The organism is Pseudomonas sp. JBR1, assembly GCF_028198185.1.
In the GTDB taxonomy this organism is placed as follows: domain Bacteria; phylum Pseudomonadota; class Gammaproteobacteria; order Pseudomonadales; family Pseudomonadaceae; genus Chryseomonas; species Chryseomonas oryzihabitans_E.
The window spans coordinates 3,067,172-3,090,191 of sequence record NZ_CP116340.1 but is presented as its reverse complement, the minus strand read 5'-3'; the positions used below and the strand labels follow the sequence as shown (position 1 = coordinate 3,090,191).

Genomic DNA, 23,020 nt, shown 5'->3' with positions numbered 1-23,020 from the left:
CCTTCTTGAGGTCTCCTATAGAGAGCTCAGACGTCCGCCGAGTTCCAGGCCGCTGCATCAGCCTAGCGCTGGATCATGCTGTGGATACGTTCGGCCAGGGCGTCAATGTCGAACGGCTTGATCAGCATGTCCATGTTCTCGCCGAGGAATTCGCCGCGCACCTTGGCATTCTTGGCATAGCCGGTGATGAACAGCACCTTGAGCTCGGGTCGCCGACCACGGGCGATTTCGGCGAGCTGGCGCCCATTCATGCCGGGCAGGCCGACATCGCTGATGAGCAGATCCAGCCGCTGGCCGCTTTCGATGATCGGCAGGGCGCTGTCGGCGTCGCTTGCCTCCAGGGCGGTGTAGCCCAGTTCGGCGAGTACCTCCAGTACGATCATGCGCACCGCGTATTCGTCCTCTACCACCAGCACGGTCTGGCCGGCCTCGGCGCGGGGCGCGACCTTGGTCGTGGGCTTGTCGTCGTGCTCCGCGACCACCTCCGGGTGGCGGGGCAGGTAGAGGCTGATGGTGGTGCCCTGGCCCTGCTCGGTGTCGATGCGTGCGGTGCCGCCGGACTGCTTGACGAAGCCATAGATCATCGACAGGCCGAGCCCCGTGCCCTGGCCGGCCGGCTTGGTGGTGAAGAAGGGCTCGAAGGCCTTGGCCTTGACCTCCGGCGGCATGCCGGTGCCGGTGTCGGCCACGCTCAGGCGTACGTAGTCACCCGGCGCCAGGGATTCGCGTGCGGCCGCCTCGCCATCCAGACTGAGATTGGCGGTGGCGATGCACAGCTCGCCGCCCGCGGGCATGGCGTCGCGGCCGTTGATAACCAGGTTGAGCAGGGCGTTTTCCAGTTGGTGAGTATCGCTGTGGGCAAGCCAGGCGACCGGCGCGAGATCCAGGCGCAAGGCGACGTTTTCGCCCACCGTGCGCACCAGCAGGTCCTGCAGCGAGGCGACCAGCTGGTGCACGTCCACCGGTTGCGGATCCAGGGTCTGGCGGCGGGCGAAGGCCAGTAGTCGGTGGGTCAGGGCAGCGGCGCGGTCGGCCGAATTCACCGCGGCGTTGATGTAGCGATCCAGGTCCTGGGTGCGCCCATTGGCGATGCGCAGACGGATCAGGTCCAGGGCCCCGACGATGCCGGTGAGCATGTTGTTGAAATCGTGGGCGATACCGCCGGTGAGCTGGCCGATGGCTTCCATCTTCTGCGACTGGCGCAGAGCTTCCTCGGTGCGCTCGCGTTCGTAGATTTCCGCGATCAGCCGCGCATGGCTGCGCCCCAGTTCCTGGGTGCGTTCGGCGATACGCTGCTCCAGCTGGTCGGTGGTCTGCCGCGCCTCGGTCACGTCCACGCCACAGCCCACCAGGCCGTGGAATTCCCCGTCGAGCTCCAGCCGCGGCGTGCCTTCCAGGCGCAGCCAGCGCCACTCACCCTGGGCATTGCGCACCCGTACCTCGGCGCGCAGGGCGCTGTGGGTGGCGATGGCCTGCTTGAAGGTCCCCTCGAAAGCCGGGCACTCGGTCTCCGGGAGCAGAGCGCTCCAGCCCTGGTCGTGCAGGTCGGCGTCGTGCAGGTCGAATTCGCTGGCGAAGCGCTGGTTGACGAATTGCAGCTGGCCGTCCGCATCGCAGGCCCAGATCAGCACCGGGGCGCTGTCGGCCATGAGCCGGAAGCGGCCCTCGCTCTCGCGCTGGGCGTCCTGGGAGCGCTGCCGGCAGATGGCCGACCAGAGCCGGTCGGTGACATCGCGCAGGAATTGCACCTCGCCTTCCGTCCATAACCGGGCGCGCTGGTCATGGGCGACGAACAGGGCCCGCAGGCGACCGTCCTCATAGAGCGGGATGTCCACCAGCGCCGCGATCTCCAGGTCGAGCAGACGCTGGGCATTGGCCTGGGCGCGCGGATCCTGGCTGACGTCGTCGATGACCAGGGGCGCCTCGCCTTCCTGGTTGCCCAGGCTGTCAGGGGCGAGCAGCGGATAGGCCAGGGCCTGATCGAGACTGCCATTGGGCGTCCACATCTGTTGTGGGACGAAGGCGCCCCGGCTTTCCTCCAGCCGCGCATAACCGACCCGGCGCAGGCCCAGGCGCGTGCCCACCAATTCCAGGGCGGCGGCCACTCCCGTGCTTTCCGGATCGCCTTCGCGCAACCGATCCCCCAGCTCGATGAGGGCATGCTGGCGGGCTTCGGCTTCACGTCGTTCCTCGATCTGGCGACGCAGCTGGCGATTGGTCTCGCTGATGCGATCGGCGTCATGGCGTTCGCGGGTGATGTCGCGGGCGATCCCCACCAGGCGGCGCTGACCGCCGGGCTCCAGGCGCTCGCGCCCGCGGATGCTGAGCCACACCGGCTCGCCCTGGCGTGAGCTGCGCACGCGAAAGGTCAGCCGCAGGTCGTAGGCATTGCCGCCGTCCTGGATGGCGGCGCTCACGTAGGCACGTACCCGTGGTGCATCCGCGGGGTGCAGGGCGCGCAGCAGGGCGCCGCCGCGCAGGGAGCAGCGGCCTTCGGCGGCGCCTACCAGATGGGCGAGCCGCGTATCCCAGCTGATCAGATCGCGGTCGATGTCATAGTCCCAGACGCCCAGGTCGGCCACGTCCATGGCCAGGGCGATGCGCTGCTCGGCCAGGCGCAGGGCATCGGCGGCGGCGGTGCGCTCGATGACGATGCGGATGCGTTCGGCCACCTCGCGCACCAGGGCCACGTCGCCAATGGTCCAGTGGCGGGGCGTGCCGGCATAGAGGAACAGCAGGCCGACCAGCTGTTCCTCGGCCAGCAGCGGCACCACCAGGCCGGCTCGGACGCCATGTTCGACCAGCTGGCTGCGCATCGCGCCCAGGCGCTCGTCCTGGGCGCTGTCTTCCACGCTGACGATGATGCCGCGGCGTAGCTCTTCCACTGCCGAGGTATGCCAGTGACCCAGGCTGGGCAGGTTGAGGCGATGGGTGCGCCCCTGTTCGAGCCAGTCGCTGTCTATGGTCAGGCTACCGTCGTGACCAACGCGGGCATAGCCGATGCGCTGTACGGCCAGCAGATGGCCCAGGCTGTCGCCCAGCACCGAGGCGACCTCCCCCGTATTGGTCACGCCGTGCAGCAGGTCGCCCAGTTCGAGCAGGAAGCGCTGGCGGTCATGGCTGCGGATACGCTCGCTGAGATCGACGAAGGTACAGATGGCGCCCTGGACCTTGCCGTCACGCCAGAGCGGCTGGGCGCGCCATTCCACCGGTAGCAGGCTGCCGTCCTCGCGCAGCAGGGCGTCGGCGGAGAGGTGCAGGGTGGCACCTTCGCTCGCGGCGCGCTGCAGCGCCCGGGCGCCGTCTTCGCTGCGCGCGGAGCTAAGCCGGGTGTCCAGGCGGTCGCCAAGGATGTCACGCTCCTCGGTCAATCCGAGCATCTGGCGGAAGGCGCGATTGCACAGGGTTGCACGGCCCTCGCGATCCAGGGCGCAGAAGCCTTCGTGGGTGGATTCCAGCAGCAGGTGGGCGAAGGCCTCGCTTTCGCGGAGCGCCGTTTCCGCCCGCTTGCGGCTGTCGATATCCTGGGCCACGCCCACCCAGTGCTCGATCTCGCCGCTGGCGTTGGTGAAGGGCATGGTGCGGGTTTCGAACCAGCGATAGCGACCCTGGGCATCACGCAGCTGCAATTCCAGACTGCCGGCGACGCGCTGCTGGCGCACCTCACGCCAGCGCCGCAACAGGTGCGGGCGGTGGTCGGGGTGGATGGCATCGGCCCAGAGGTCGGGATCGGCGACGGTGCTGGCGGGGCTCAGGCCGCTGTATTCGTACCAGTAGCGATTGGCGTATTCGAAGGTGCCATCGGGCCGGGCGAACCAGATGATCTGCGGGTTGACGTCCATCAGGGCGCGGTAGTGGGTCTCGTCGAGGGTACTGTGCCGCGTGGGCGAGGTCGCCGGCAGTCGGGCCTCGAACAGACGCAGTACCTGGCGGGCAAGGCGTTCGAGGCCGGTCAGTCGCGCCGGGCTCAGGTCGCGCGGTTGCCAGTCCAGCACGCACAGGGTGCCGAGAAAGACGCCGTCGGCCGTGCGCAGCGGCGCACCGGCATAGAATCTCAGGCCCGCCGGATCGGTCACCAGGGGGTTGTCGACGAAGCGCGGATCCTGGCTGAGGTCCTCGATCTGCCGCGCCTCCTGGGCCGCATGCAGGTGTTGGCAGAAAGACAGGGCCAGGGGAATTTCCGCCACGCCCAGGCCGCGCTCGGCGATGAACCGCTGCTGCTGTTCGCCAAGCAGGTTGACCGCGGCGATGGGCGTCTCGCAAAGGGTCGCAGCCAGTTCCACCAGGTCGTCGAGGGCCGGCTCCGGCTGGCCATCGAGCAGGCCATAGGCCGCCAGGGCTTCCTGGCGACGATGGCGCTGCTCGGCGTCCTCGGCATCCAGGGCCGTAGGGGTGACGACGGTTGTCTGCACGGCTGGCTATCCTTGTTCCGCTCGCGGGGCCTGGGCGCTAGGCGCTAACGTTCACTCTGAGGCGTGACGCGTAAGACTTCTTCCACGGTGGTCAGGCCGGCGGCGATCTTTTGCGCGCCGGACAGCCGCAGACTGCGCATGCCTTCCTTGAATGCCTGCCGCCGCAGGGCGGTGATGTCGGTATCCGCTGTCACCAGTTCACGCAGACTATCGGAGAGGGTGAGGATTTCGTATACCCCGGCACGACCGCGATAGCCGGTGTCGCGACATTCCGGACAGCCCACCGGGCGCATGGCTCCCGTGGGCAGCGGTGCGTTCCAGGGCTTGGTCAGCTCCTGCCAGGCGGCCGGGTCCAGCTCGATGGGCGTCTTGCAGGCCGGGCACAGGGTCCGTACCAGACGCTGGGCCATGACGCCCAGGACCGTGGCCCGGATCAGGTAGTAGGGCACGCCCAGCTCGATCAGGCGGCTCACCGAGCTGGGGGCGTCGTTGGTGTGCAGGGTGGAGAGCACCAGGTGGCCGGTCAGCGCCGCCTGGATGGCCATCTCGGCGGTTTCCAGGTCGCGGATCTCACCGATCATGATGATGTCTGGGTCCTGCCGCATCAGCGCCCGCACGCCACTGGCGAAGGTCACCTCGATGTTCGGCTGCACCTGCATCTGGTTGAAGGCGTCTTCCACCATCTCGATGGGGTCTTCGATGGTGCAGACGTTGACCTCGGGCGTGGCCAGTTGCTTGAGGGTGGTGTAGAGGGTGGTGGTCTTGCCCGAGCCGGTGGGCCCGGTGACCAGGATGATGCCGTTGGGTTGCCCGGTCATGTCGGCCCAGCGACGCAGGTCGTCGGCGGAGAAACCGAGCTGGTCGAAGCTCTTGAGCAGCACGTCCGGGTCGAAGATCCGCATCACCAGCTTTTCGCCGAAGGCGGTGGGCATGGTCGACAGCCGCAGCTCCACTTCCTTCTCGCCGGCCATGCGCGTCTTGATCCGGCCATCCTGGGGCTTGCGCTTCTCGGCGACGTTCATGCGGCCGAGGTTCTTGATCCGGCTGACCACCGCCAGGGTGACCTGGGCGGGGAACTGGTAGACGGTGTGCAGCACGCCGTCGATGCGAAAGCGCACCGCCCCCTGCTCGCGCCGTGGCTCGACGTGAATATCGCTGGCGCGCTGCTGGAAGGCGTACTGGAACAGCCAGTCGACGATATTGACGATGTGGGCGTCGTTGGCATCCGGCTCGCCATCGGCGGCCCCGAGATTGACCAGTTGCTCGAAGTTGCCGACGCCACTGCTCTTCTGCTCGACCGCCGAAGCGCCGGTGACCGAGCGGGCCAGGCGAAAGAATTCCTGGGTATAGCGGGTGATGTCCGCAGGGCTGGCCACCACGCGCTTGATCGGCCGCTGCAGCACATGGGTGAGGTTGCTCTCCCAGCTGTGCACGAAGGGCTGGGCGCTGGCCACCGTCACCTCGTCCGGGCTCACCGCCACGGCCAGGATCTTGTTGCGCTGGGCGAAGGCATAGGACATCAGCGGGGTGACCGAGGCCACGTCCACCTTGAGCGGATCGATGCGGTAGAAAGGCTGCTTCGAATAGTCGGCCAGCCAGCGGGTCAGGCTGTCCAGATCCAGCTTGCGCCCCGGACGGCTGAGGTCGTCCACGCTCTGCGCCGCCAGGAACTCCAGCGGATGCTGCTGCGGATTGGCCGAGCCGCGGCGCAGAAGCAGGCACTGTTCGGCGGTCTGCTGGTCGATCCGCCGCTGGCTGACCAGCTCACGCAGGATATCGCCCAGGTCGAGCCAACGATCAGCGGAAGAGGAGGCTATGGCGGACATCTGGACTCCTTGAAAAGGTGGTCGCCTCGGATGATGCCCGGTCTCTGACCGGGGGCGACCTTCCTCTCGTAACCTCTAGGACGGTCGCCTCCTTCAGCATAGCGACTTTGTGCGACAGAATCGCTCGCGGCCTTGTGCCATCAGCGTAGACGGCAGGCGCGCCTCTGTCCTGCCGTCCGGCGGCTCAGGCCAGGGCTTTCCAGGGTGCCAGCCCGTAAACCAGGCGGGCCTGTTCGGCCACCCCGGCGAGATCGCCATGGGCACTCAGTGGGGCCAGCTTGCCCAGTTCGCCATACAGGCGGTCGGCCTCGGGCAGGTCCAGGGCACCACGCGCCAGGTGCAGCCAGACCTGCATCCGTTCCAGGCGCGGCAGCTGCTGCTGGATCAGCTCGGGTTCGGTGATGGCGCGCAGCAGCGGCAGCTCAGCCGCCTCCTGGGCCAGCAGGCGTGGCAGCCATTGGCCCAGCGGCGTCACGCCCTGGCGCTCGCCGCGACCGGTACGACCCTGGATCCAGGCGCGCTCATGCAGCCAGCGCGCGGCACGCAGGGAGAACAGGCCCCAGCGTGGCTGTTCCAGTTCGGCGGCAAAGCGCTGCGGCGCCTGGCGGCGCGCTTCCTCGTCGTCCTGACCGATCACGGCCAGCGGACGCCAATCGGCGAGCAGCTCATCGAGGGCCTGGCGCAGGTCGCGACTGGTGGCGCGCGGCGCGGCCTGACCGAGGCTGCCGAGCAGCGCACGCAGATCGATCAGCTGGTGCACCCAGTCCACCAGCAGGCGCCAGTGACCGTTCCAGCGATACTGTTCGGCCAGGCGTTGACTGCCGGCCAGCAGGTGCCAGCCCAGGCGGGCGACGGCTTCGTCCAGTGGCGTCTCGGCGTCCAGTTCCGGCGCGGACAGATAGAGGGTGTAGCTCGACGCATCGTGCAGGCGATAGCCGCGCTCGGCCTTGCTGATGTCGCAGGGCATCAGCGGCAGCTCGGCGGCCAGTTGCTCGGCCAGCTCCAGCAGGGTCGCCGGTTCGCCCTGACGCAGTTCCAGCTCGACCTCGGCGATGGCTTCGCGCTGTTCGCCCGCGCGCACTTCGCCCTGGTCCAGGGCCACCTCGATCACGGTACGGGTCTTGCCCCGGCCCCAGGCGATTTCCGCGGCGTCACGGACGAAGTCGGTGTCGAACACCGGCTGCAGGCGGCGTAGGTCCAGGTCGGCCAGCTCAGCGGGCCAGCAGCTGTCGTCGAACAGCGCGGTGTCCAGGGTGGCATCGGCCAACGGCCATTCCCATTCGTTGCGCTCGGACAGCCCGGCCAGGCTCTGGCCGCGGCTCTTGAGCGTCTGGATGTAGCGGTCGCCATCACGCCGCACGCGCAGGGCGACCTTGGCATGGGCCAGGTCGCGGGTGTCGGTGTCGTAATAGCAGTTGGAGAGTTCGTGACGCTGCCAGCCTTCCTTGCAGCGCTTCTTCAGCAGCGGATGAGCGCGCAGGGCGTCGAGGGTGGCCGCACTGGCGCGCAGCTTGATTTCGGTTTCTTTGGCCATTGCAGGATCCTGGCGCCGGAAGAGAACGGTCCGGCTCCGTGCCGAGCGCGTCATGACGACGGACGGCGAGAACGTGGCCGCTAGTTTAGCCGGTCCACGCGTTCAAGGCCCATGAAGGTTTCATCGCCGGGCGGATGACGCCATGATGGGGTCGTGACCAGGAGGCCCCGCATGACTCTGCCCGCGCTGAAAGCTCTGTTCGCCACCCTCATCGCCGAGAGCTCGGTAAGTTGCACCCAGCCGGCGCTGGACCAGTCCAACGCCGGGGTGGTCGCCCGCCTGGCCGACTGGTTCGGTGCCCTGGGCTTCGCCTGCGAGACCCAGGAGGTGGCGCCGGGCAAGTTCAATCTCATCGCCACCCTGGGCAGCGGTCCGGGCGGGCTGGTGCTGGCTGGCCATACCGACACCGTGCCCTATGACGAGGTCCTCTGGCAGGCCGATCCCTTGCGTCTGCGCGAAGCCGACGATCGCTGGTACGGGCTGGGCAGCTGCGACATGAAGGGCTTCTTCGCGCTGATCCTCGAGGCGGTGCGCGAGTTGGATCTGCGCCAACTGCGCCAGCCGCTGATCGTGCTGGCCACCTGCGATGAGGAATCCTCCATGGACGGCGCCCGGGTGCTGGCCGAGGCCGGACGCCCGCTGGGCCGCGCCGCGGTGATCGGCGAGCCGACCGGGCTGCGGCCGATTCGCCTGCACAAGGGCATTCTCATGGAGCGCATCGACATCCTGGGTCAGAGTGGCCATTCCTCCGATCCGACACTGGGCCACAGCGCCCTGGACGCCATGCAGGCGGTGATGGGCGAGCTGCTCGACCTGCGCGCCCAGTGGCAGCGCGAGTACCGCAACCCGCTGTTCCTGGTGCCCCAGCCGACCCTCAACCTCGGCTGCATCCATGGCGGTGACAACCCCAATCGTATCTGCGGCCAGTGCACCCTGGAATTCGACCTGCGTCCGCTACCAGGCATGCAGCCAGAAGCCCTGCGCCACGCCATCCGCGGGCGGCTCCTGCCGCTCGCCGAGCGCTTCGGGGTACAGATCGACTACCAGCCGCTGTTTCCCGCCGTGCCGCCCTTCGAGCAGCCGGCCGAGGCCGAGCTGGTGCGCCTGGCCGAACGCCTCACCGGCCATACCGCCGACGCCGTGGCCTTCGCCACCGAGGCACCCTATCTACAGGCGATCACCCAGGAGGTGCTGGTGCTCGGCCCCGGCGACATCAGTTGCGCGCACCAGCCCGAGGAGCACCTGGCGCTGGCGCGCATCGCGCCTACCGTCAAGCTGCTGCGGCAACTGATCGGCCACTACTGCCTGGGCGAGGTGGCGGCTGTCCGATGAACAGACCCGCGCGCCCGGCGTGACTTTTTGTAAACTCCAGGCGGTCTACTGACCCTGCCTGCCCATCCGCTCCCTGTCGAGGAACCTCCGTGCTGCGACGACGCTGAACGCCCTGCCTGCCCTCGTTCACCCTCACGCCTATCCACCAAGGGTCTTCGTCTCGATGCACGAATACGTCAACTGGCTCCGCCACGCCTCCCCCTATATCAACGCCCACCGCGACGCCACCTTCGTCGTCATGCTGCCCGGTGACGGCGTCGCCCATCCCAACTTCGGCAACATCGTCCACGACCTGGTCCTGCTGCACAGCCTGGGCGTACGCCTGGTGCTGGTGCACGGTTCGCGCCCGCAGATCGAATCGCGCCTGGCCGCCCGTGGCATCGAACCGCGCTTCTACAACGACCTGCGCATCACCGATGGCCCGACCCTGGAAGCGGTGATCGACGCGGTCGGCAGCCTGCGCAGCGCCATCGAGGCACGGCTGTCCATGGACATGGCCGCCTCGCCCATGCAGGGCTCGCGCCTGCGGGTGGCCAGCGGCAACCTGGTCACCGCACGGCCGGTAGGAGTGCAGGACGGCGTCGACTTCCACCACACCGGTGAAGTCCGCCGCATCGACCGCCGTGGTATCGGTCGCCTGCTCGACGAGCGCACCATCGTGCTGCTTTCGCCCCTGGGCTATTCCCCCACCGGCGAGACCTTCAACCTGGCCTGCGAAGACGTCGCCATGCGCGCCGCCATCGACCTGGGCGCCGACAAGCTGGTGCTCTACGGCGCCGAACCGGGCCTGCTGGACGAGCATGGCGCCCTGATCCGCGAGATCGGTCCGCAGCAGATCCCCACCCATCTGGCGCGCCTGGGCAGCTCCTACCAGGCCGAATTGCTCGACGCCGCCGCCCAGGCCACCCGTGGTGGCGTGCGGCGCTGCCACATCGTCGGCTACGCCGAGGATGGCGCGTTGCTCACCGAGCTTTTCACCCGCGCTGGTAGCGGCACCCTGGTGGCTCAGGAACCCTTCGAGACCCTGCGCGAGGCGACCATCGCCGACGTCGGCGGCCTGATGGAGTTGATTCGTCCGCTGGAAGAGCAGGGCATCCTGGTCCGCCGCTCCCGCGAGGTGCTGGAGCGCGAGATCGAGCAATTCAGCATCGTCGAACGCGAAGGCCTGATCATCGCCTGCGCAGCGCTCTATCCCATCGCCGAATCAGCCGCGGGTGAGCTGGCCTGCCTGGCGGTGAATCCCGACTACCGCCACGGCGGCCGTGGCGACGCCCTGCTGGCACGCATCGAGCAGCGCGCCCGCGAGCGTGGCCTCGGCACCCTGTTCGTGCTCACCACCAAGACCGCCCACTGGTTCCGCGAACGCGGCTTCGAGCCGAGCGGCGTGGAGCGGCTGCCCGCTGCGCGGGCGTCGCTGTACAACTTTCAGCGCAATTCGAAGATCTTCGAGAAGAGCCTGTAGACGAACGTGAGCGTAGGTTGGGCTGAGCGGAGCGAAGCCCAACGCTACCAAGCCGCTCGTCATCGCGGCCATGGGCCGCTCCTACACATTCTAGGCACACCTGTTAGGAGCGGCCCATGGCCGCGATAGCTCCAGTCCGAACTGAAACCGCTCCAAGGCGCAGCTGGCACTTCTGCATCGATATCGGAAGGCGCCCTCATCAACCATCGATTCGCCCGCTGGCGTCTGGAGACGTAGCGTGGAAAACCGCGCAGCGTTTTCCACTGGTGGGCACCGCTGCTATCAGTGGACAAGGCTTCGCCGTTGTCCACGCTACGGGCTACGGGCTACGGGCTACGGGCTATTCACGGCTTTACAACCAGAATTTCCAGGTTGGCGAATCGCCCCGTTCAGAAGGGCGAACGCCAGTGTCCTGGAGGGGTTGAGCCGAAGGGATGCGGCGAGAGGCCTACACGGGCCATGGATGGCCCGTGTAGGCCGACCCCGGAACGGCGCTGGCGTGAGCGAAACGTAGCGCAGCGAAGTAACAGCCGCAGGCTGGCCCGAAGGGCGAGCAACGCGAGTCACCTGGAGCGAAGCGGAGGGCCGGATGTTTGGGGCAAGCGTTTTTGCTTACTTTTGTCCGGGACGCGTAGTCCGGGACGCGTAGTCAGGAGCACGCAGCCGCAACTGAAAAAAGTGAGTTGCCCGGGTGGGCGAAATAAGAGCTATCAGCAAAACACGCTAATCAGCCAGGGCAACTCCAAGCCAAACCCAGGTGTTGGGCTTCGCTTTCGCTCAACCCAACCTACATCCCCGCTCTGCATCCCTGGATAGGTCGCGTGGCAACCGCGCCACCTTGTCCACGCTACGTACTCACACCCCGATCGTCGCCAGAATGCTGGCCTGATAGGCCGCCACGAAGGTATCGAAATCCCCCTGGGGCGCCGCCTCGATCTCCGCCTGCTCGTCCAGCGACTGGCGCGCCATCTGGGCATAGCAGGCCTGCTCGCCTTCGCTCAGCGGGTGGCTGGCGAAATAGGCCGCATGGGCCTCGCTCTGGCGCAGGCCGAAGTCGGCAAAGCTTTCGCCGCACTCACGCAGTTCCTGCAGCACCCGCGCCGAAGGGGTGAGGCGGACATCGGCCAGCTTCTGCCGCTGCACTGCCACCGCCTGGCGATGGGCATCGCCACCCAGGCTGGCATCCAGGGTCTCGGCGCAGCGTTCGATCTGGTCGAGCATCTCCGCCGCCCAGTCGATCATGGTCACCGAAGCGCCATGGCGTTGCAGGCGCAGGCCGGGCTTGCGGCCTTCACGCACCACGCTGGCGAAGTTGTCGGTGCATTCGCGGCACTCGCCGTTGAGCGGCGGGCTGCCTTCCAGGGCGCAATAGAGCAGGAAGGCGTCGAGGAACAGCGCAGCGGTGGTGTCGATGCCCAGTGGCAGGAAGGGATCGATGTCCAGGCAGCGCACCTCGATGTACTGCACGCCACGGGCCATCAGCGCCTGCACCGGCCGCTCGCCGCTGCGAGTGACGCGCTTGGGGCGGATGGTGGCGTAGTACTCGTTCTCGATCTGCAGGATGTTGGTGTTGAGCTGCACCCACTCGCCGTTCTGGTGGGTACCGATCTCCGCATAGGGCGGGTAGGGCGTGCCCACCGCGCGTCTCAGGCTCTCGGTGTAGGTGGTCAGGTCGTTGTAGTCCGGCGTCAGGCTGGCCTGGGCGTTGCTCTGGTAGCCCAGATCGCTCATGCGCAGGCTGGTGGCATAGGGCAAATACAGGGTCCGCTCGTCGAGGGTCTGCAACTGGTGCGGCCGGCCGCGCAGGAAGCCCACGTCCAGCGCTGGCGAAGCGCCGAACAGGTACATGAGCAGCCAGCTGTAGCGCCGGAAGTTGCGGATCAGGGCGATGTAGCGCGCCGACTGATGGTCACGGGCGTCGCTGGAATCGCCTTCGTGCTGACGCAAGAGTTCCCACGCCGGCTCCGGTAGCGAGAAGTTGTAATGGATGCCGGCGATGCACTGCATGGTACGGCTGTAGCGCAGGGCCAGGCCGCGGCGGTAGACGTGCTTGAGTCGACCTATGTTGGAGCTGCCGTAATCGGCGATGGGGATCTCGTCCTCGGCCGGCAGCGCGCAGGGCATGGAGCCGCTCCACAGGCGCTCGCCGTCGAGCTCGGCGACCGCGGCGCGGTGCACTCGATCCAGGGCCGCCAGCACCTCGGGCGTGCGGGTGCCGGTGGGGGTGATGAATTCCAGCAGGGCCTCGGAGTAGTCCGTGGTGATCTGCGGATGGGTCAGGGCCGATCCCAGGGCCTGCGGATGAGGGCGCCGGGACAGCTGGCCATGGGCGTCCACCCGCAAGGTCTCGCGTTCGATACCGTGCAGGCATTCGGCCAGAAGGGTGGGATCAGCGCCGAGCAGGGCCAGGCGGCGGGACAGGATATCGCTCAAGTTGACTTCCTATGGCGGTACTCGCCCCGGACAGGGTAGAAGAAACCGACTGAAATGAGGGTTGCCGGCCAGGGCCGACGCGGGGGGCAGCAGTCACTGCTGCGGTCCGGGTTCAAGCCTCAGACCGCAACCCGCTCAGTTGTCTCCCAGCGTAGCTCAGGCAGCGGCAAAGGGCGATATGCGCCGCTTCGCTGCCGCCCAAGCTGGCCGGTCACAGACAGGCGAAGGTCGCCTGGGCCAGGGCGATCAATTTGTCGCCCTGATGCACCTGGGCTTCCAGTACGTGGGTCTTGCGGCCCGGATGGATCACCCGGGCGCGGCAGACCAGTTCGCCTTCGCTGACGCCACGCACGTAGTTGACCTTGCATTCCAGGGTCACGCTGCCGGGCTGGCCGTCGAACAGGCTGTGGCTGGCCTGGCCCAGGGCGGTGTCGATCAGCGAGAAGACGGCGCCACCATGCAGCTTGCCGTGCAGGTTGATGAGCTTGTCCTGCACGCTCATGCGTACCTCGGACTCGCCGGCCTCGGCCTTGTGGATCGTCATGCCCAGCAGGGTGCTGAAGGCGCTGTCCTTGCCTACGGGAGAACCACTCATGCTCATTTCCTCAGTTGCTTGGCATTGGCGAACAATGACGCCATGGCGTTGTTGGCCGGGGCCGATTGGGTCTGGCGCGGGGCGCCCTTGTCGGCGCGGGGCTTGCCGCCGTTGCCGCGGGCCTGACCGCCGGGCTTGCCGTCGACCTTCTCGCCGGGCGTGTCGCCCATGCGCATGGACAGCCCCACGCGATTGCGCGGCACGTCCACCTCCATCACCTTGACCTTGACGATGTCGCCCGCCTTGACCACCTCGTAGGGATCCTTGACGAATTTCTCCGACAGGGCGCTGATGTGCACCAGGCCGTCCTGGTGCACGCCGATGTCGACGAAGGCACCGAAATTGGTGACGTTGGTGATGACGCCTTCCAGCACCATGCCTGGTTTGAGATCGGAAAGCTTCTCGACGCCGTCCTGGAACACCGCGGTCTTGAACTCGGGACGCGGGTCGCGGCCGGGCTTGTCCAGTTCCTGAAGGATGTCGGTCACCGTCGGCAGGCCAAAGCTCTCGTCGGTGAATTTCTTCGGGTCCAGGCGCTTGAGGAAGGCCGAGTCGCCGATCAGCGAGCGGATATCGCGGCCGGTGTCCGCGGCGATGCGCTGCACCAGCGGATAGGTTTCCGGGTGCACCGCCGAGGCATCCAGCGGATTGGCGCCGCTCATCACGCGCAAGAAGCCAGCGGCCTGCTCGAAGGTCTTCTCACCCAGCCGCGGCACCTTCTTCAGCGCCTCGCGGGTGGCGAAGGCGCCGTTGGCGTCGCGGAATTGCACGATGTTCTGCGCCAGGGTGGCGTTGAGGCCGGAAATCCGCGCCAGCAGGGCCGCGGAGGCGGTGTTCACGTCCACGCCCACGGCGTTCACGCAGTCTTCCACCACGGCGTCCAGGCTGCGCGCCAGCTTGAGCTGAGAGACATCGTGCTGATACTGGCCGACACCGATGGACTTGGGCTCGATCTTCACCAGCTCGGCCAGCGGATCCTGCAGGCGCCGGGCGATGGACACGGCGCCGCGCAGGGAGACGTCCAGCTCCGGGAATTCCCGGGCGGCCAGTTCCGAGGCGGAATACACCGAGGCACCGGCTTCGCTGACCATCACCTTGGTCAAGCCCAGGCCCGGATACTTGCTGATCAGTTCGCCCGCCAGCTTGTCGCTCTCGCGGCTGGCAGTGCCGTTGCCGATGGCGATCAGGTCCACGCCGTGCTTGGTGCAGAGCACGCCGAGGGTGGCCAGGGTCTGGTCCCACTGATTGCGCGGCGCATGGGGATAGACCGTGTCGGTGGCCAGCAGCTTGCCGGTGGCATCCACCACCGCGACCTTGCACCCGGTGCGCAGGCCCGGGTCCAGCGCCAGGGTAGTGCGCGGACCGGCCGGCGCGGCCAGCAGCAGGTCATGCAGGTTGCGGGCGAAGACCGCGATGGCCTCTTCCTCGGCCTTCTCGCGCAGCTCGCCGAGCAGGTCGGTTTCCAGGGAGGTATAGAGCTTGACCTTCCAGGTCCAGCGCACCACCTCGGCCAGCCACCTGTCCGCGGCGCGGCCTTCGTTCTTCAGGCCGAAATGCGCGGCGATCAGCCCTTCACAGGGATGGGCGATGCCCGGGCCTTCTTCACCGAGCTTGAGCGCGGCGCTGAGGATGCCTTCGTTGCGCCCACGGAAGATCGCCAGGGCACGGTGCGAGGGCACGGCCCGGAAGGCTTCGTCGTGCTCGAAGTAGTCGCTGAACTTGGCGCCTTCGGTCTCCTTGCCGGGCACCAGGCGCGCACTGAGGATGGCGTCCTGTTGCAGGACGCCGCGCAGCCGCGCCAGCAGGTCGGCGTCCTCGGCGAAGCGCTCCATGAGAATGTATTTGGCGCCTTCCAGGGCGGCCTTGACGTCTGCAACGCCCTTGTCCGCATCCACGTAAGCGGCCGCTTCGGTCTCCGGGTTCAGCGTCGGGTCCTGCAGCAGGGCCTCCGCCAGCGGGCCGAGGCCGGCCTCCAGGGCGATCTGGCCCTTGGTGCGACGCTTCTGCTTGTAGGGCAGATAGAGGTCCTCCAGCCGCGTCTTGGTATCGGCCAGATTGATCTCGCGGGCCAGCTCGGGGGTCAGCTTGCCCTGCTCCTCGATGGAGGCCAGCACCGCGCGGCGGCGCTCCTCCAGCTCGCGCAGATAGCGCAGGCGTTCTTCCAGATGACGCAGCTGGGTATCGTCCAGGCTGCCGGTGACTTCCTTGCGATAACGGGCGATGAAGGGCACGGTGGACCCTTCGTCGAGCAGCGCCACGGCGGCGGCGACCTGTTGCGGGCGGGCGCCGAGCTCCTCGGCGATGCGGCTATTGATATCCATCGGGCTACCTGGCTGGCACAAGAAAAAGCGGGCCGCAGTATACCCGAGCCCGCCTGGCTGCCACGCCCTGCGCCAGCGTCACCGCCCAAGACCAGGCAAAATCTGCTAACAATGGCCCAACGCCGCGGTCGGATGGCCTACGGCATAATCCAGTGCTAGATCACAAGGAGATATTATGAGCACCCCTGCTGCCCCAGAAGGTGAAAAGATCCTGGTCGTCGATGACGACGCCCGGCTGCGCCGCCTCTTGGAGCGTTTTCTAGCCGAACAGGGTTACCGCGTGCGCACCGTCGAAAGCGCCGAACAGATGGACCGCCTGTTGGCGCGGGAAGTCTTCAACCTGGTCGTTCTCGACCTGATGATGCCCGGTGAAGACGGCTTGTCCGCCTGCGGCCGGCTGCGTGAGAGCGGCAACCGCATCCCCATCATCATGCTGACCGCCAAGGGCGACGAAGGCAGCCGGATCCAGGGTCTGGACCAGGGCGCCGACGACTACCTGGCCAAGCCCTTCAACCCGCTGGAGCTGGTAGCCCGGATCAAGGCCGTGCTGCGTCGCCAGGCCCCGGTGGTACCCGGCGCGCCCGCTGGTACCGACGAGATCGTGACCTTTGGTGACTACGCCCTGCACCTGGCTACCCGCGAGCTCAAGCGTGGCGAAGAGACCCACATGCTCACCACTGGCGAATTCGCCGTGCTCAAGGCGCTGGTCGATCACGCCCGTGAACCGCTGACCCGCGACAAGCTGATGAACCTGGCCCGTGGTCGCGAATGGGACGCCCTGGAGCGCTCCATCGACGTCCAGATCTCGCGCCTGCGCCGGATGATCGAGCCCGATCCGTCCAAGCCGCGCTATATCCAGACCGTCTGGGGCGTGGGTTACGTCTTCGTGCCGGATGGCGCCGGCAAGTAAGGCAGGTAGCCGGGGCATCGCGCCCCGGCTAGGGGGTGGCTCAGGCGAACAGGCCTTGATGCACGCCCACCAGCAGAAAGATCCCCAGTAGCGCGCGATAGATAATGAAGGGCCAGGTCGAGAAGCGTTCCAGAAAGCGCATCAGGCCCCAGATCGCCGCGAAGGCCGACAGGCTCGCCACCAGCAAGCCCACCAGCAGCAGCGACCAGGCTTCGGCCGGGATGTGCGCGTGCCAGAGCACCACCAGCTCCTTGAGTCCGGCCAGGGCAATGGCCGGCAGGCCCAGCAGGAAGGAAAAGCGCGCGGCTTCCTCGCGGCGCAGATTGAGGAACATGGCGGCGGTCAGGGTCGAGCCGGAGCGGGACACGCCCGGAATCAGCGCGCCGACCTGGGCGATCCCCACGATCAGGGCATCGCGCAGACGCATCTGCGAGATGTCTCTGTTGTGCCGGCAGATGCGCTCCGCCAGGGCCAGCAGGGCGGCCATGGCCAGGCAGGCGTAGCCGATAACGCTGAGGCCCCGCAGTGGCGAGCCGCAGGCATTGAGCAGGGGCGCCAGCAGCAGGCCGGCGATACAGATGGGAATGGTCGCCAGCACGATCATCACCGCCAGCAGGAAATCCGGACTGTCGAAGTTGCGTTGGCGCACCGCGGCGAGGCTGCCTCGGGTCACACCGCTGACATCGCGCCAGAAATAGCTGATCACTGCCGCCAGCGCCGCCATTTGCATGGCAGCGGAAAAGGCCGATCCAGGATCGCGCCAGCCAAGCAGTGCAGGTACCACGCGCATGTGCGCCGTGGACGAAATGGGAAGCAGCTCGGTGATACCCTGCACCACGCCAAGAAAGGCGATCTGCGCGTAGCTGAGCGAGGCGAAGCCGATGTCCAGGCCGGTCTGGCAGATGTCGGACACGAGAGAACTCCAGGTTGAAGGGAAGAAATGGACGAGCAAATGTATCTGAATGTGTCCACGCCAGGTTGCCTATCTGGACCTTGCAATCCCAGAGGTTGTGATGGCTTTCGCGCCGTTTTGCGCGGAAAGTCTGGCCAATGAAGGCGCCCAGCTGGTTTCCCCAGAGTTTCTTCGCCCGCTCGCTGTGGATGGTTCTGCTCGCGGTGCTCTTCTCCAAGGCGCTGACCCTGGTCTATCTGCTGCTCAACGAGGACGTCCTGGTCGATCGTCAGTACAGCCATGGCGCGGCCCTGACGCTCAGGGCCTATTGGGCCACTCCGGAAGCCGAACGGCCACGCATCGCCCAGGCAGCCGGCCTGCGCTACGAGTCGCCTGAGACCGTGCCGGCGGGGGAATACCACTGGCCCTACAGCGAGATCTTCGAGCGCCAGATGAAGCAGGAGTTGGGCGAGGAGACCGAGGTACGGGTGCGGGTTCAGCATGGTCCGGCAATGTGGGTGCTGGCGCCGTCCCTGGGACCGGACTGGATCAAGATCCCGCTCATGGCCCATCCCCTGCGCGGGCAGCACATCTGGAGCGTGCTTGGCTGGTTTTTCGCCATCGGCCTGCTGTCCACCGGCGCCGCCTGGGTCTTCGTCCGACAGCTCAACCAGCCGCTGCGGCGGCTGGTGCATGCGGCGCGCGAGCTGGGCAAGGGCCGCAGCGTGCGCCTGCCGGAAACCGATGCGCCCAGCGAGATCCAGGACGTCTACCATGCCTTCAACCAGATGGCCGAGGACGTCGAACAGGCCGGACGCGAGCGCGAGCTGATGCTGGCCGGGGTGTCCCACGACCTGCGCACGCCCCTGACCCGGCTGCGCCTGGCGGTAGAGCTGATGCCACCGGCCGAGCGCGAAGAGGCCGAGGATATGATTCGCGACATCGAGGACATGAACGCCATCCTCGACCAGTTCCTCGCCTTCGTCCGCGATGGCCGTGACGAGCCGCAGGAGCTCACCAATATCAACGAGCTGGCCCGCCAGGTGGTGGCGCCCTACAACCAGGAGGAGGAGCGGGTACGGCTGATGCTGGACGTGCTGCCGCCCTTGCCGGTGCGGCGCATTTCCTTCAAGCGGCTGCTGACCAACCTGGTGGAAAACGCCCTGCGCCACGGCGGCGGTGGAGGCATCGAGGTGATCGGACAGGTGGCGGGCTCAGCCACCGCGCCCTATGTCGCCCTGAGCGTGATGGATCGCGGCCCCGGCATTGATCCCAAGGACCTGCAGGACATCTTCAATCCCTTCACCCGCGGCAATCGCGCCCGCACCGTCAGCGGTTCCGGGCTGGGCCTGGCCATCGTCAAGCGCATCGCTGCCCAGCACGGCGGTAGCGCCGAGCTGCGCAATCGCGAGGGAGGAGGGGTGGAGGCCCGGGTGCTGTTGCCCCTGGGCCTGCTACTGCCGCGTAGCGCCAGCTGACACAGAATTGCGCCTCTGCAACCTGTAGGAGCGGCCGCATCGGCGGACCGCCACGGCCGCGATAGTGCGTAGGTTGGGCTGAGCGCAGCGAAGCCCAACACTCGGGAGCTGGCGCCTCAGCCCTTGCCCTTGGTTCGCGTCAGACCCGGCTCGGCGTTCTTTTCCAGGTACTCGATGATGATCCCGGCCACGTCCTTGCCGGTGGTCTGCTCGATGCCTTCCAGGCCGGGCGAAGAGTTGACCTCCATCACCAGCGGCCCGTGATTGGATCTGAGGATGTCCACGCCGGCGACGCTCAGGCCCATGGCCCTGGCGGCGCGCAGGGCGGTCATGCGCTCCTCGGGGGTGATCTTGATCAGGCTGGCGGTACCGCCACGGTGCAGGTTCGAGCGGAACTCCCCGGGCGCCGCCTGGCGCTTCATGGCGGCGATCACCTTGTCGCCGACCACGAAACAGCGGATATCCGCACCGCCTGCCTCGCGGATGTACTCCTGCACCATGATGTTCTGCTTGAGGCCCATGAAAGCCTCGATCACCGATTCGGCCGCCTTCTCGGTCTCGCAGAGCACCACGCCGATACCCTGGGTACCTTCCAGGACCTTGATCACCAGCGGAGCGCCGTTGACCATCCGGATCAGGTCGGGCACGTCATCCGGCGAATGGGCGAAGCCGGTCACCGGCAGGCCGATGCCCTTGCGCGAGAGCAGCTGCAGAGAGCGCAGCTTGTCGCGCGAACGGCTGATGGCCACGCTCTCGTTGAGCGGAAAAACCCCTTGCATCTCGAACTGGCGCAACACCGCGCAGCCATAGAAGGTCACCGAGGCACCGATGCGCGGGATGACCGCATCGAAGCCCTCCAGGGGTTTGCCACGGTAGTGGATCTGCGGCTTGTGGCTGGCGATGTTCATGTACGCGCGCAGGGTGTCCACCACGACCACTTCATGGCCTCGGCTGACCCCGGCCTCGACCAGGCGTCGGGTGGAATACAGATTGGGATTACGCGAGAGAACGGCGATTTTCATGGGGCACCGGAAGCCGGAGTGAGGGACAGCTGGGGTTTGTCTTGTGCATAGGAGACGGCCGGATTCACCAGCAGGCCACCATCGATCAGCGCCTTGGAGCCAAGCAGCATGCGATAGCGCATGCTCTTGCGACAGGCCAGGGTAAATTCCACCGGCCACTGGCATTCGCCCAGGGCCAGCAGGGTACGGATGACATAACGCGTCTGGGCGATGCCGTTGGAGCTGCGGATGGTCTTTTTCGCCACCAGGGGCGCCTCGCAGTGCCGATGCCGAGATTGAACCAGCGTCCCCAGGTGCACGGTGAATCTCACCCAGCGCTCCTTGCCGCGCATGAACGGCTGGACTTCCGTCGCATGCAGCGCCGAGGTGCTGGCACCGGTATCTATCTTGGCTCTCAGGCCCACCACCCCCAATTCGGGGAGGGCCACCCACTCACTCAGGCCGATAATGACCGGTTCGGCGGAATTGCTCATCGCTGCTCCTTGAAATCAGTGGCCTCCGCCTAAATGTTGCGGATCGACGAGCTGTTTGAAGGCGGGCTTGGCGAACAGGTAGCCCTGCATCAGGTCGATGCCGAGGTCCCGGAGGCAGTCCCGTTCCGCAGTCGTTTCCACACCTTCGGCCACCACCTGGGTGCCCAGTTCGCGACACATGACGATCACGTTGCGCACGATGGTGCGGCGGACCTGATCTCGGTCGATGTCACGGATGAGCGCCATGTCGAGCTTGACCAGGTCCGGTTGAAATTCGGCCAATAGGGTCAGGCCGGAATGGCCGGCACCGAAGTCGTCGATGGCGGTCTTGAAGCCGAACTGCTGATACTCACGCAGGATATGCGTCAGATGATTGCTGGCCACATGCTCGGTTTCCACCGTTTCGAAGATCAGGCGTTCCAGCGGAAAGCCATGCTCCCGGGCGGCGGCCAGGGTGCTGCGAATGCACAGCTCTGGGCGATAGACGGCATTGGGCAGAAAGTTGATCGACAAGCTCTCCCGCAGGCCCAGGGCGGCCGCGGTGGCGATTGCCTTGGTGCGGCAGAGCTGGTCGAAGCGATAGCGGTTGCTGTCGGTGACCTGGTTGAGCACCGACAGGGCGCCTTCGCCGGCAGGGCCGCGCACCAGCGCTTCGCGGGCAAAGACCGCGCCTTTGCCCAGATCCACGATGGGCTGATAGGCAAAGTCGAAGTCGAAGCCCAGAGGTTCCGACTGCTGGCAACCCGCGCAACGGGTCTGGCCGGTCAGGTCGGAAGGAAAGAATGTGGTCATGGCTCTCCAGAGGCACGCTTGCAGCGTCGGTCCGATGGTTTAGAGTTCTTGAGAAGAGTCTAAGACCCAACAGGGGACCTTTTATTCGATGTATGCAGTAGATCACACTGAAGAACGGATGCGCCTCGACAAATGGCTATGGGCCGCACGTTTTTTCAAGACCCGCGCGCTGGCCAAGGCTGCTCTCGAAGGCGGCAAGATCCAGTGCCGCGGCGAGCGCTGCAAGCCCAGCAAGGAGCCGCGCATCGGCGACGTCCTCACCATCCGTCAGGGCTATGACGAAAAGACCGTGGTGATAGTCGCCCTGTCGCAGAACCGCCGGGGAGCGCCCGAGGCCCAGCAGCTCTATACCGAGACGCCAGAAAGCATCAAGGCGCGCGAGCAGGCAGCGGCGGCGCGCAAGGCGGGCAATCTCGGCTTGCAGACCGATGGCCGTCCCACCAAGAAGCAGCGCCGGCAGATCCACCAGTTCCGCGAGTACGTCCATCCGTTCGACGACTGAGTCGTCGCCACTCGCTGGATCCTCTCAATGGCCAAGTCCGCCCGACGGGCCTGGACTGGGTCGCGAACGCCAAGGTTCGCGACCTTCCTCCTTATATAGGTAGTTCATGACTTCCCACGATTTCACCCAGCGCTTCCTGTTCGACGAAACCGATGTCCGTGGCGAGCTGGCCACCCTGGATCGCAGTTATGCCGAGGTGCTGGCCAAGCATCCCTATCCGGAGCCCGTGGCGCAGTTGCTCGGCGAGATGCTGGCCGCCGCCGCGCTGCTGTGCGGGACCCTGAAGTTCGAGGGTCTGCTCGTGCTCCAGGCGCGCTCCAGCGGACCCGTTCCGCTGCTCATGGTCGAATGCTCCAGCGAGCGCGAGGTACGCGGCATCGCTCGCTACGACGAGGCGGCGCTTACGGGGTCCGCCTCTCTTGGCGAACTCATGCCCGACGGCATCCTGGCCCTCACCATCGATCCCCGCCATGGTCAGCGCTATCAGGGCATCGTGCCGCTGGAGGGGGCGAATCTGGCCGAGTGCCTGTCCGGCTATTTCGCCACGTCCGAACAGCTGCCCACCCGCTTCTGGCTCAATGCCGATGGGCGACGTGCCCGCGGCCTGCTGCTCCAGCAGCTGCCGCCGGCACGAATCAAGGATGCCCAGGCGCGTCAGGACAGCTGGGAACACGTGGTCACCCTGGCCGATACCCTCACTGCCGAAGAACTGCTGGGCCTCGACAACGAGGTGATCCTGCATCGCCTGTTCCACGAGGAAACGGTGCGCCTGTTCGACGAGCAAGGGGTGGCGTTCAACTGCAGCTGTTCCCGTGATCGGGCAGCCAATGCGCTGGTCAGCATGGGCCGTTCGGAAGTCGAGACGCTGCTCGACGAACAGCAGGGAGAAATTCAGGTCGATTGTCAGTTTTGCAATGAGCAACAGGTGTTCGACGCCGCCGATATCGCACAGATTTTTGCGGGCGGTGGCACGCAAACCCCGGGAAATACCCGCCACTAGCCGTTGCAAATGCCCGAAGGCTTTCTGGCATAATCC

The 23,020-nt window shown here is 66.6% G+C and carries 16 protein-coding genes; 6 read left to right on the top strand and 10 right to left on the bottom strand.

Going from position 1 to position 23,020, the window contains the following annotated elements; all coding sequences use genetic code 11:
• Positions 1 to 62: 62 nt before the first annotated feature.
• From PJ259_RS14325 to PJ259_RS14315, 3 genes are all read right to left on the bottom strand, one after another.
• On the bottom strand, positions 63 to 4,412 hold the full coding sequence (locus PJ259_RS14325; protein WP_271653265.1) for a PAS domain S-box protein: 4,350 nt from the start codon (positions 4,410 to 4,412) through the stop codon (positions 63 to 65).
• Between the two features lie 44 nt (positions 4,413 to 4,456).
• Positions 4,457 to 6,238, bottom strand: coding sequence for a GspE/PulE family protein (locus tag PJ259_RS14320; RefSeq protein WP_059316482.1), 1,782 nt, complete (start codon positions 6,236 to 6,238; stop codon positions 4,457 to 4,459).
• Between the two features lie 184 nt (positions 6,239 to 6,422).
• Entirely contained in the window at positions 6,423 to 7,772 is a 1,350-nt protein-coding gene (locus PJ259_RS14315) for a CYTH domain-containing protein (protein ID WP_059316481.1), read from the bottom strand.
• Between the two features lie 171 nt (positions 7,773 to 7,943).
• Here PJ259_RS14315 and argE point away from each other — a divergent pair, with 171 nt between their 5' ends.
• Together argE and argA are read left to right on the top strand one after the other, a co-directional pair.
• Positions 7,944 to 9,104, top strand: coding sequence for an acetylornithine deacetylase (gene argE / locus PJ259_RS14310; protein ID WP_271653264.1), 1,161 nt, complete (start codon positions 7,944 to 7,946; stop codon positions 9,102 to 9,104).
• 163 nt (positions 9,105 to 9,267) lie between these two features.
• A complete protein-coding gene (argA, locus tag PJ259_RS14305; protein WP_059316479.1) occupies positions 9,268 to 10,566 on the top strand; it encodes an amino-acid N-acetyltransferase in 1,299 nt (432 codons plus the stop codon).
• 855 nt (positions 10,567 to 11,421) lie between these two features.
• Here the strand turns inward: argA and gshA are convergent.
• The 3 genes from gshA to PJ259_RS14290 form a co-directional block, all read right to left on the bottom strand.
• Positions 11,422 to 12,999, bottom strand: a complete 1,578-nt coding sequence (gshA, locus tag PJ259_RS14300) for a glutamate--cysteine ligase (protein ID WP_271653263.1) — start codon at positions 12,997 to 12,999, stop codon at positions 11,422 to 11,424.
• Positions 13,000 to 13,210: 211 nt separating this feature from the next.
• Positions 13,211 to 13,600 carry a PaaI family thioesterase gene (locus PJ259_RS14295; RefSeq protein ID WP_167348571.1) on the bottom strand — a complete coding sequence of 130 codons (390 nt, stop codon included), beginning with the start codon at positions 13,598 to 13,600 and terminating at the stop codon, positions 13,211 to 13,213.
• Positions 13,597 to 15,915, bottom strand: a complete 2,319-nt coding sequence (locus tag PJ259_RS14290; RefSeq protein ID WP_271653262.1) for a Tex family protein — start codon at positions 15,913 to 15,915, stop codon at positions 13,597 to 13,599. The genes PJ259_RS14295 and PJ259_RS14290 overlap by 4 nt, the downstream gene beginning before the upstream one ends.
• A gap of 175 nt (positions 15,916 to 16,090) precedes the next feature.
• Here PJ259_RS14290 and ompR point away from each other — a divergent pair, with 175 nt between their 5' ends.
• Positions 16,091 to 16,825: an osmolarity response regulator transcription factor OmpR gene (ompR, locus tag PJ259_RS14285; RefSeq protein ID WP_059316475.1), complete on the top strand. Its 735-nt coding sequence runs from the start codon at positions 16,091 to 16,093 to the stop codon at positions 16,823 to 16,825.
• Between the two features lie 40 nt (positions 16,826 to 16,865).
• On the opposite strand, the gene uppP is transcribed toward ompR, so the two are convergent.
• Complete coding sequence (uppP, locus tag PJ259_RS14280) at positions 16,866 to 17,738, bottom strand: undecaprenyl-diphosphatase UppP (RefSeq protein ID WP_059316474.1); 873 nt, start codon at positions 17,736 to 17,738, stop codon at positions 16,866 to 16,868.
• A 137-nt stretch (positions 17,739 to 17,875) separates the two neighbouring features.
• On the opposite strand from uppP, the gene PJ259_RS14275 reads away from it, so the two are divergent.
• Positions 17,876 to 19,195, top strand: a complete 1,320-nt coding sequence (locus PJ259_RS14275; RefSeq protein ID WP_271653261.1) for an ATP-binding protein — start codon at positions 17,876 to 17,878, stop codon at positions 19,193 to 19,195.
• Positions 19,196 to 19,311: 116 nt separating this feature from the next.
• Here the strand turns inward: PJ259_RS14275 and rimK are convergent, their stop codons facing one another.
• From rimK to rimA, 3 genes are read right to left on the bottom strand one after another with little or no spacing between them, the layout of a single operon-like run.
• Positions 19,312 to 20,217, bottom strand: coding sequence for a 30S ribosomal protein S6--L-glutamate ligase (gene rimK, locus PJ259_RS14270; RefSeq protein WP_017639501.1), 906 nt, complete (start codon positions 20,215 to 20,217; stop codon positions 19,312 to 19,314).
• Positions 20,214 to 20,690, bottom strand: coding sequence for a retropepsin-like aspartic endopeptidase RimB (gene rimB / locus PJ259_RS14265; RefSeq protein ID WP_017639502.1), 477 nt, complete (start codon positions 20,688 to 20,690; stop codon positions 20,214 to 20,216). The genes rimK and rimB overlap by 4 nt, the downstream gene beginning before the upstream one ends.
• A 15-nt stretch (positions 20,691 to 20,705) precedes the next feature.
• Positions 20,706 to 21,482: a S6 modification regulatory phosphodiesterase RimA gene (rimA, locus tag PJ259_RS14260; protein ID WP_059316472.1), complete on the bottom strand. Its 777-nt coding sequence runs from the start codon at positions 21,480 to 21,482 to the stop codon at positions 20,706 to 20,708.
• Positions 21,483 to 21,570: 88 nt separating this feature from the next.
• Here rimA and PJ259_RS14255 point away from each other — a divergent pair, with 88 nt between their 5' ends.
• Together PJ259_RS14255 and hslO are read left to right on the top strand one after the other, a co-directional pair.
• On the top strand, positions 21,571 to 21,984 hold the full coding sequence (locus PJ259_RS14255) for an RNA-binding S4 domain-containing protein (RefSeq protein ID WP_442964855.1): 414 nt from the start codon (positions 21,571 to 21,573) through the stop codon (positions 21,982 to 21,984).
• A gap of 106 nt (positions 21,985 to 22,090) precedes the next feature.
• Positions 22,091 to 22,984, top strand: a complete 894-nt coding sequence (hslO, locus tag PJ259_RS14250; RefSeq protein WP_271653260.1) for an Hsp33 family molecular chaperone HslO — start codon at positions 22,091 to 22,093, stop codon at positions 22,982 to 22,984.
• Positions 22,985 to 23,020: the final 36 nt, after the last annotated feature.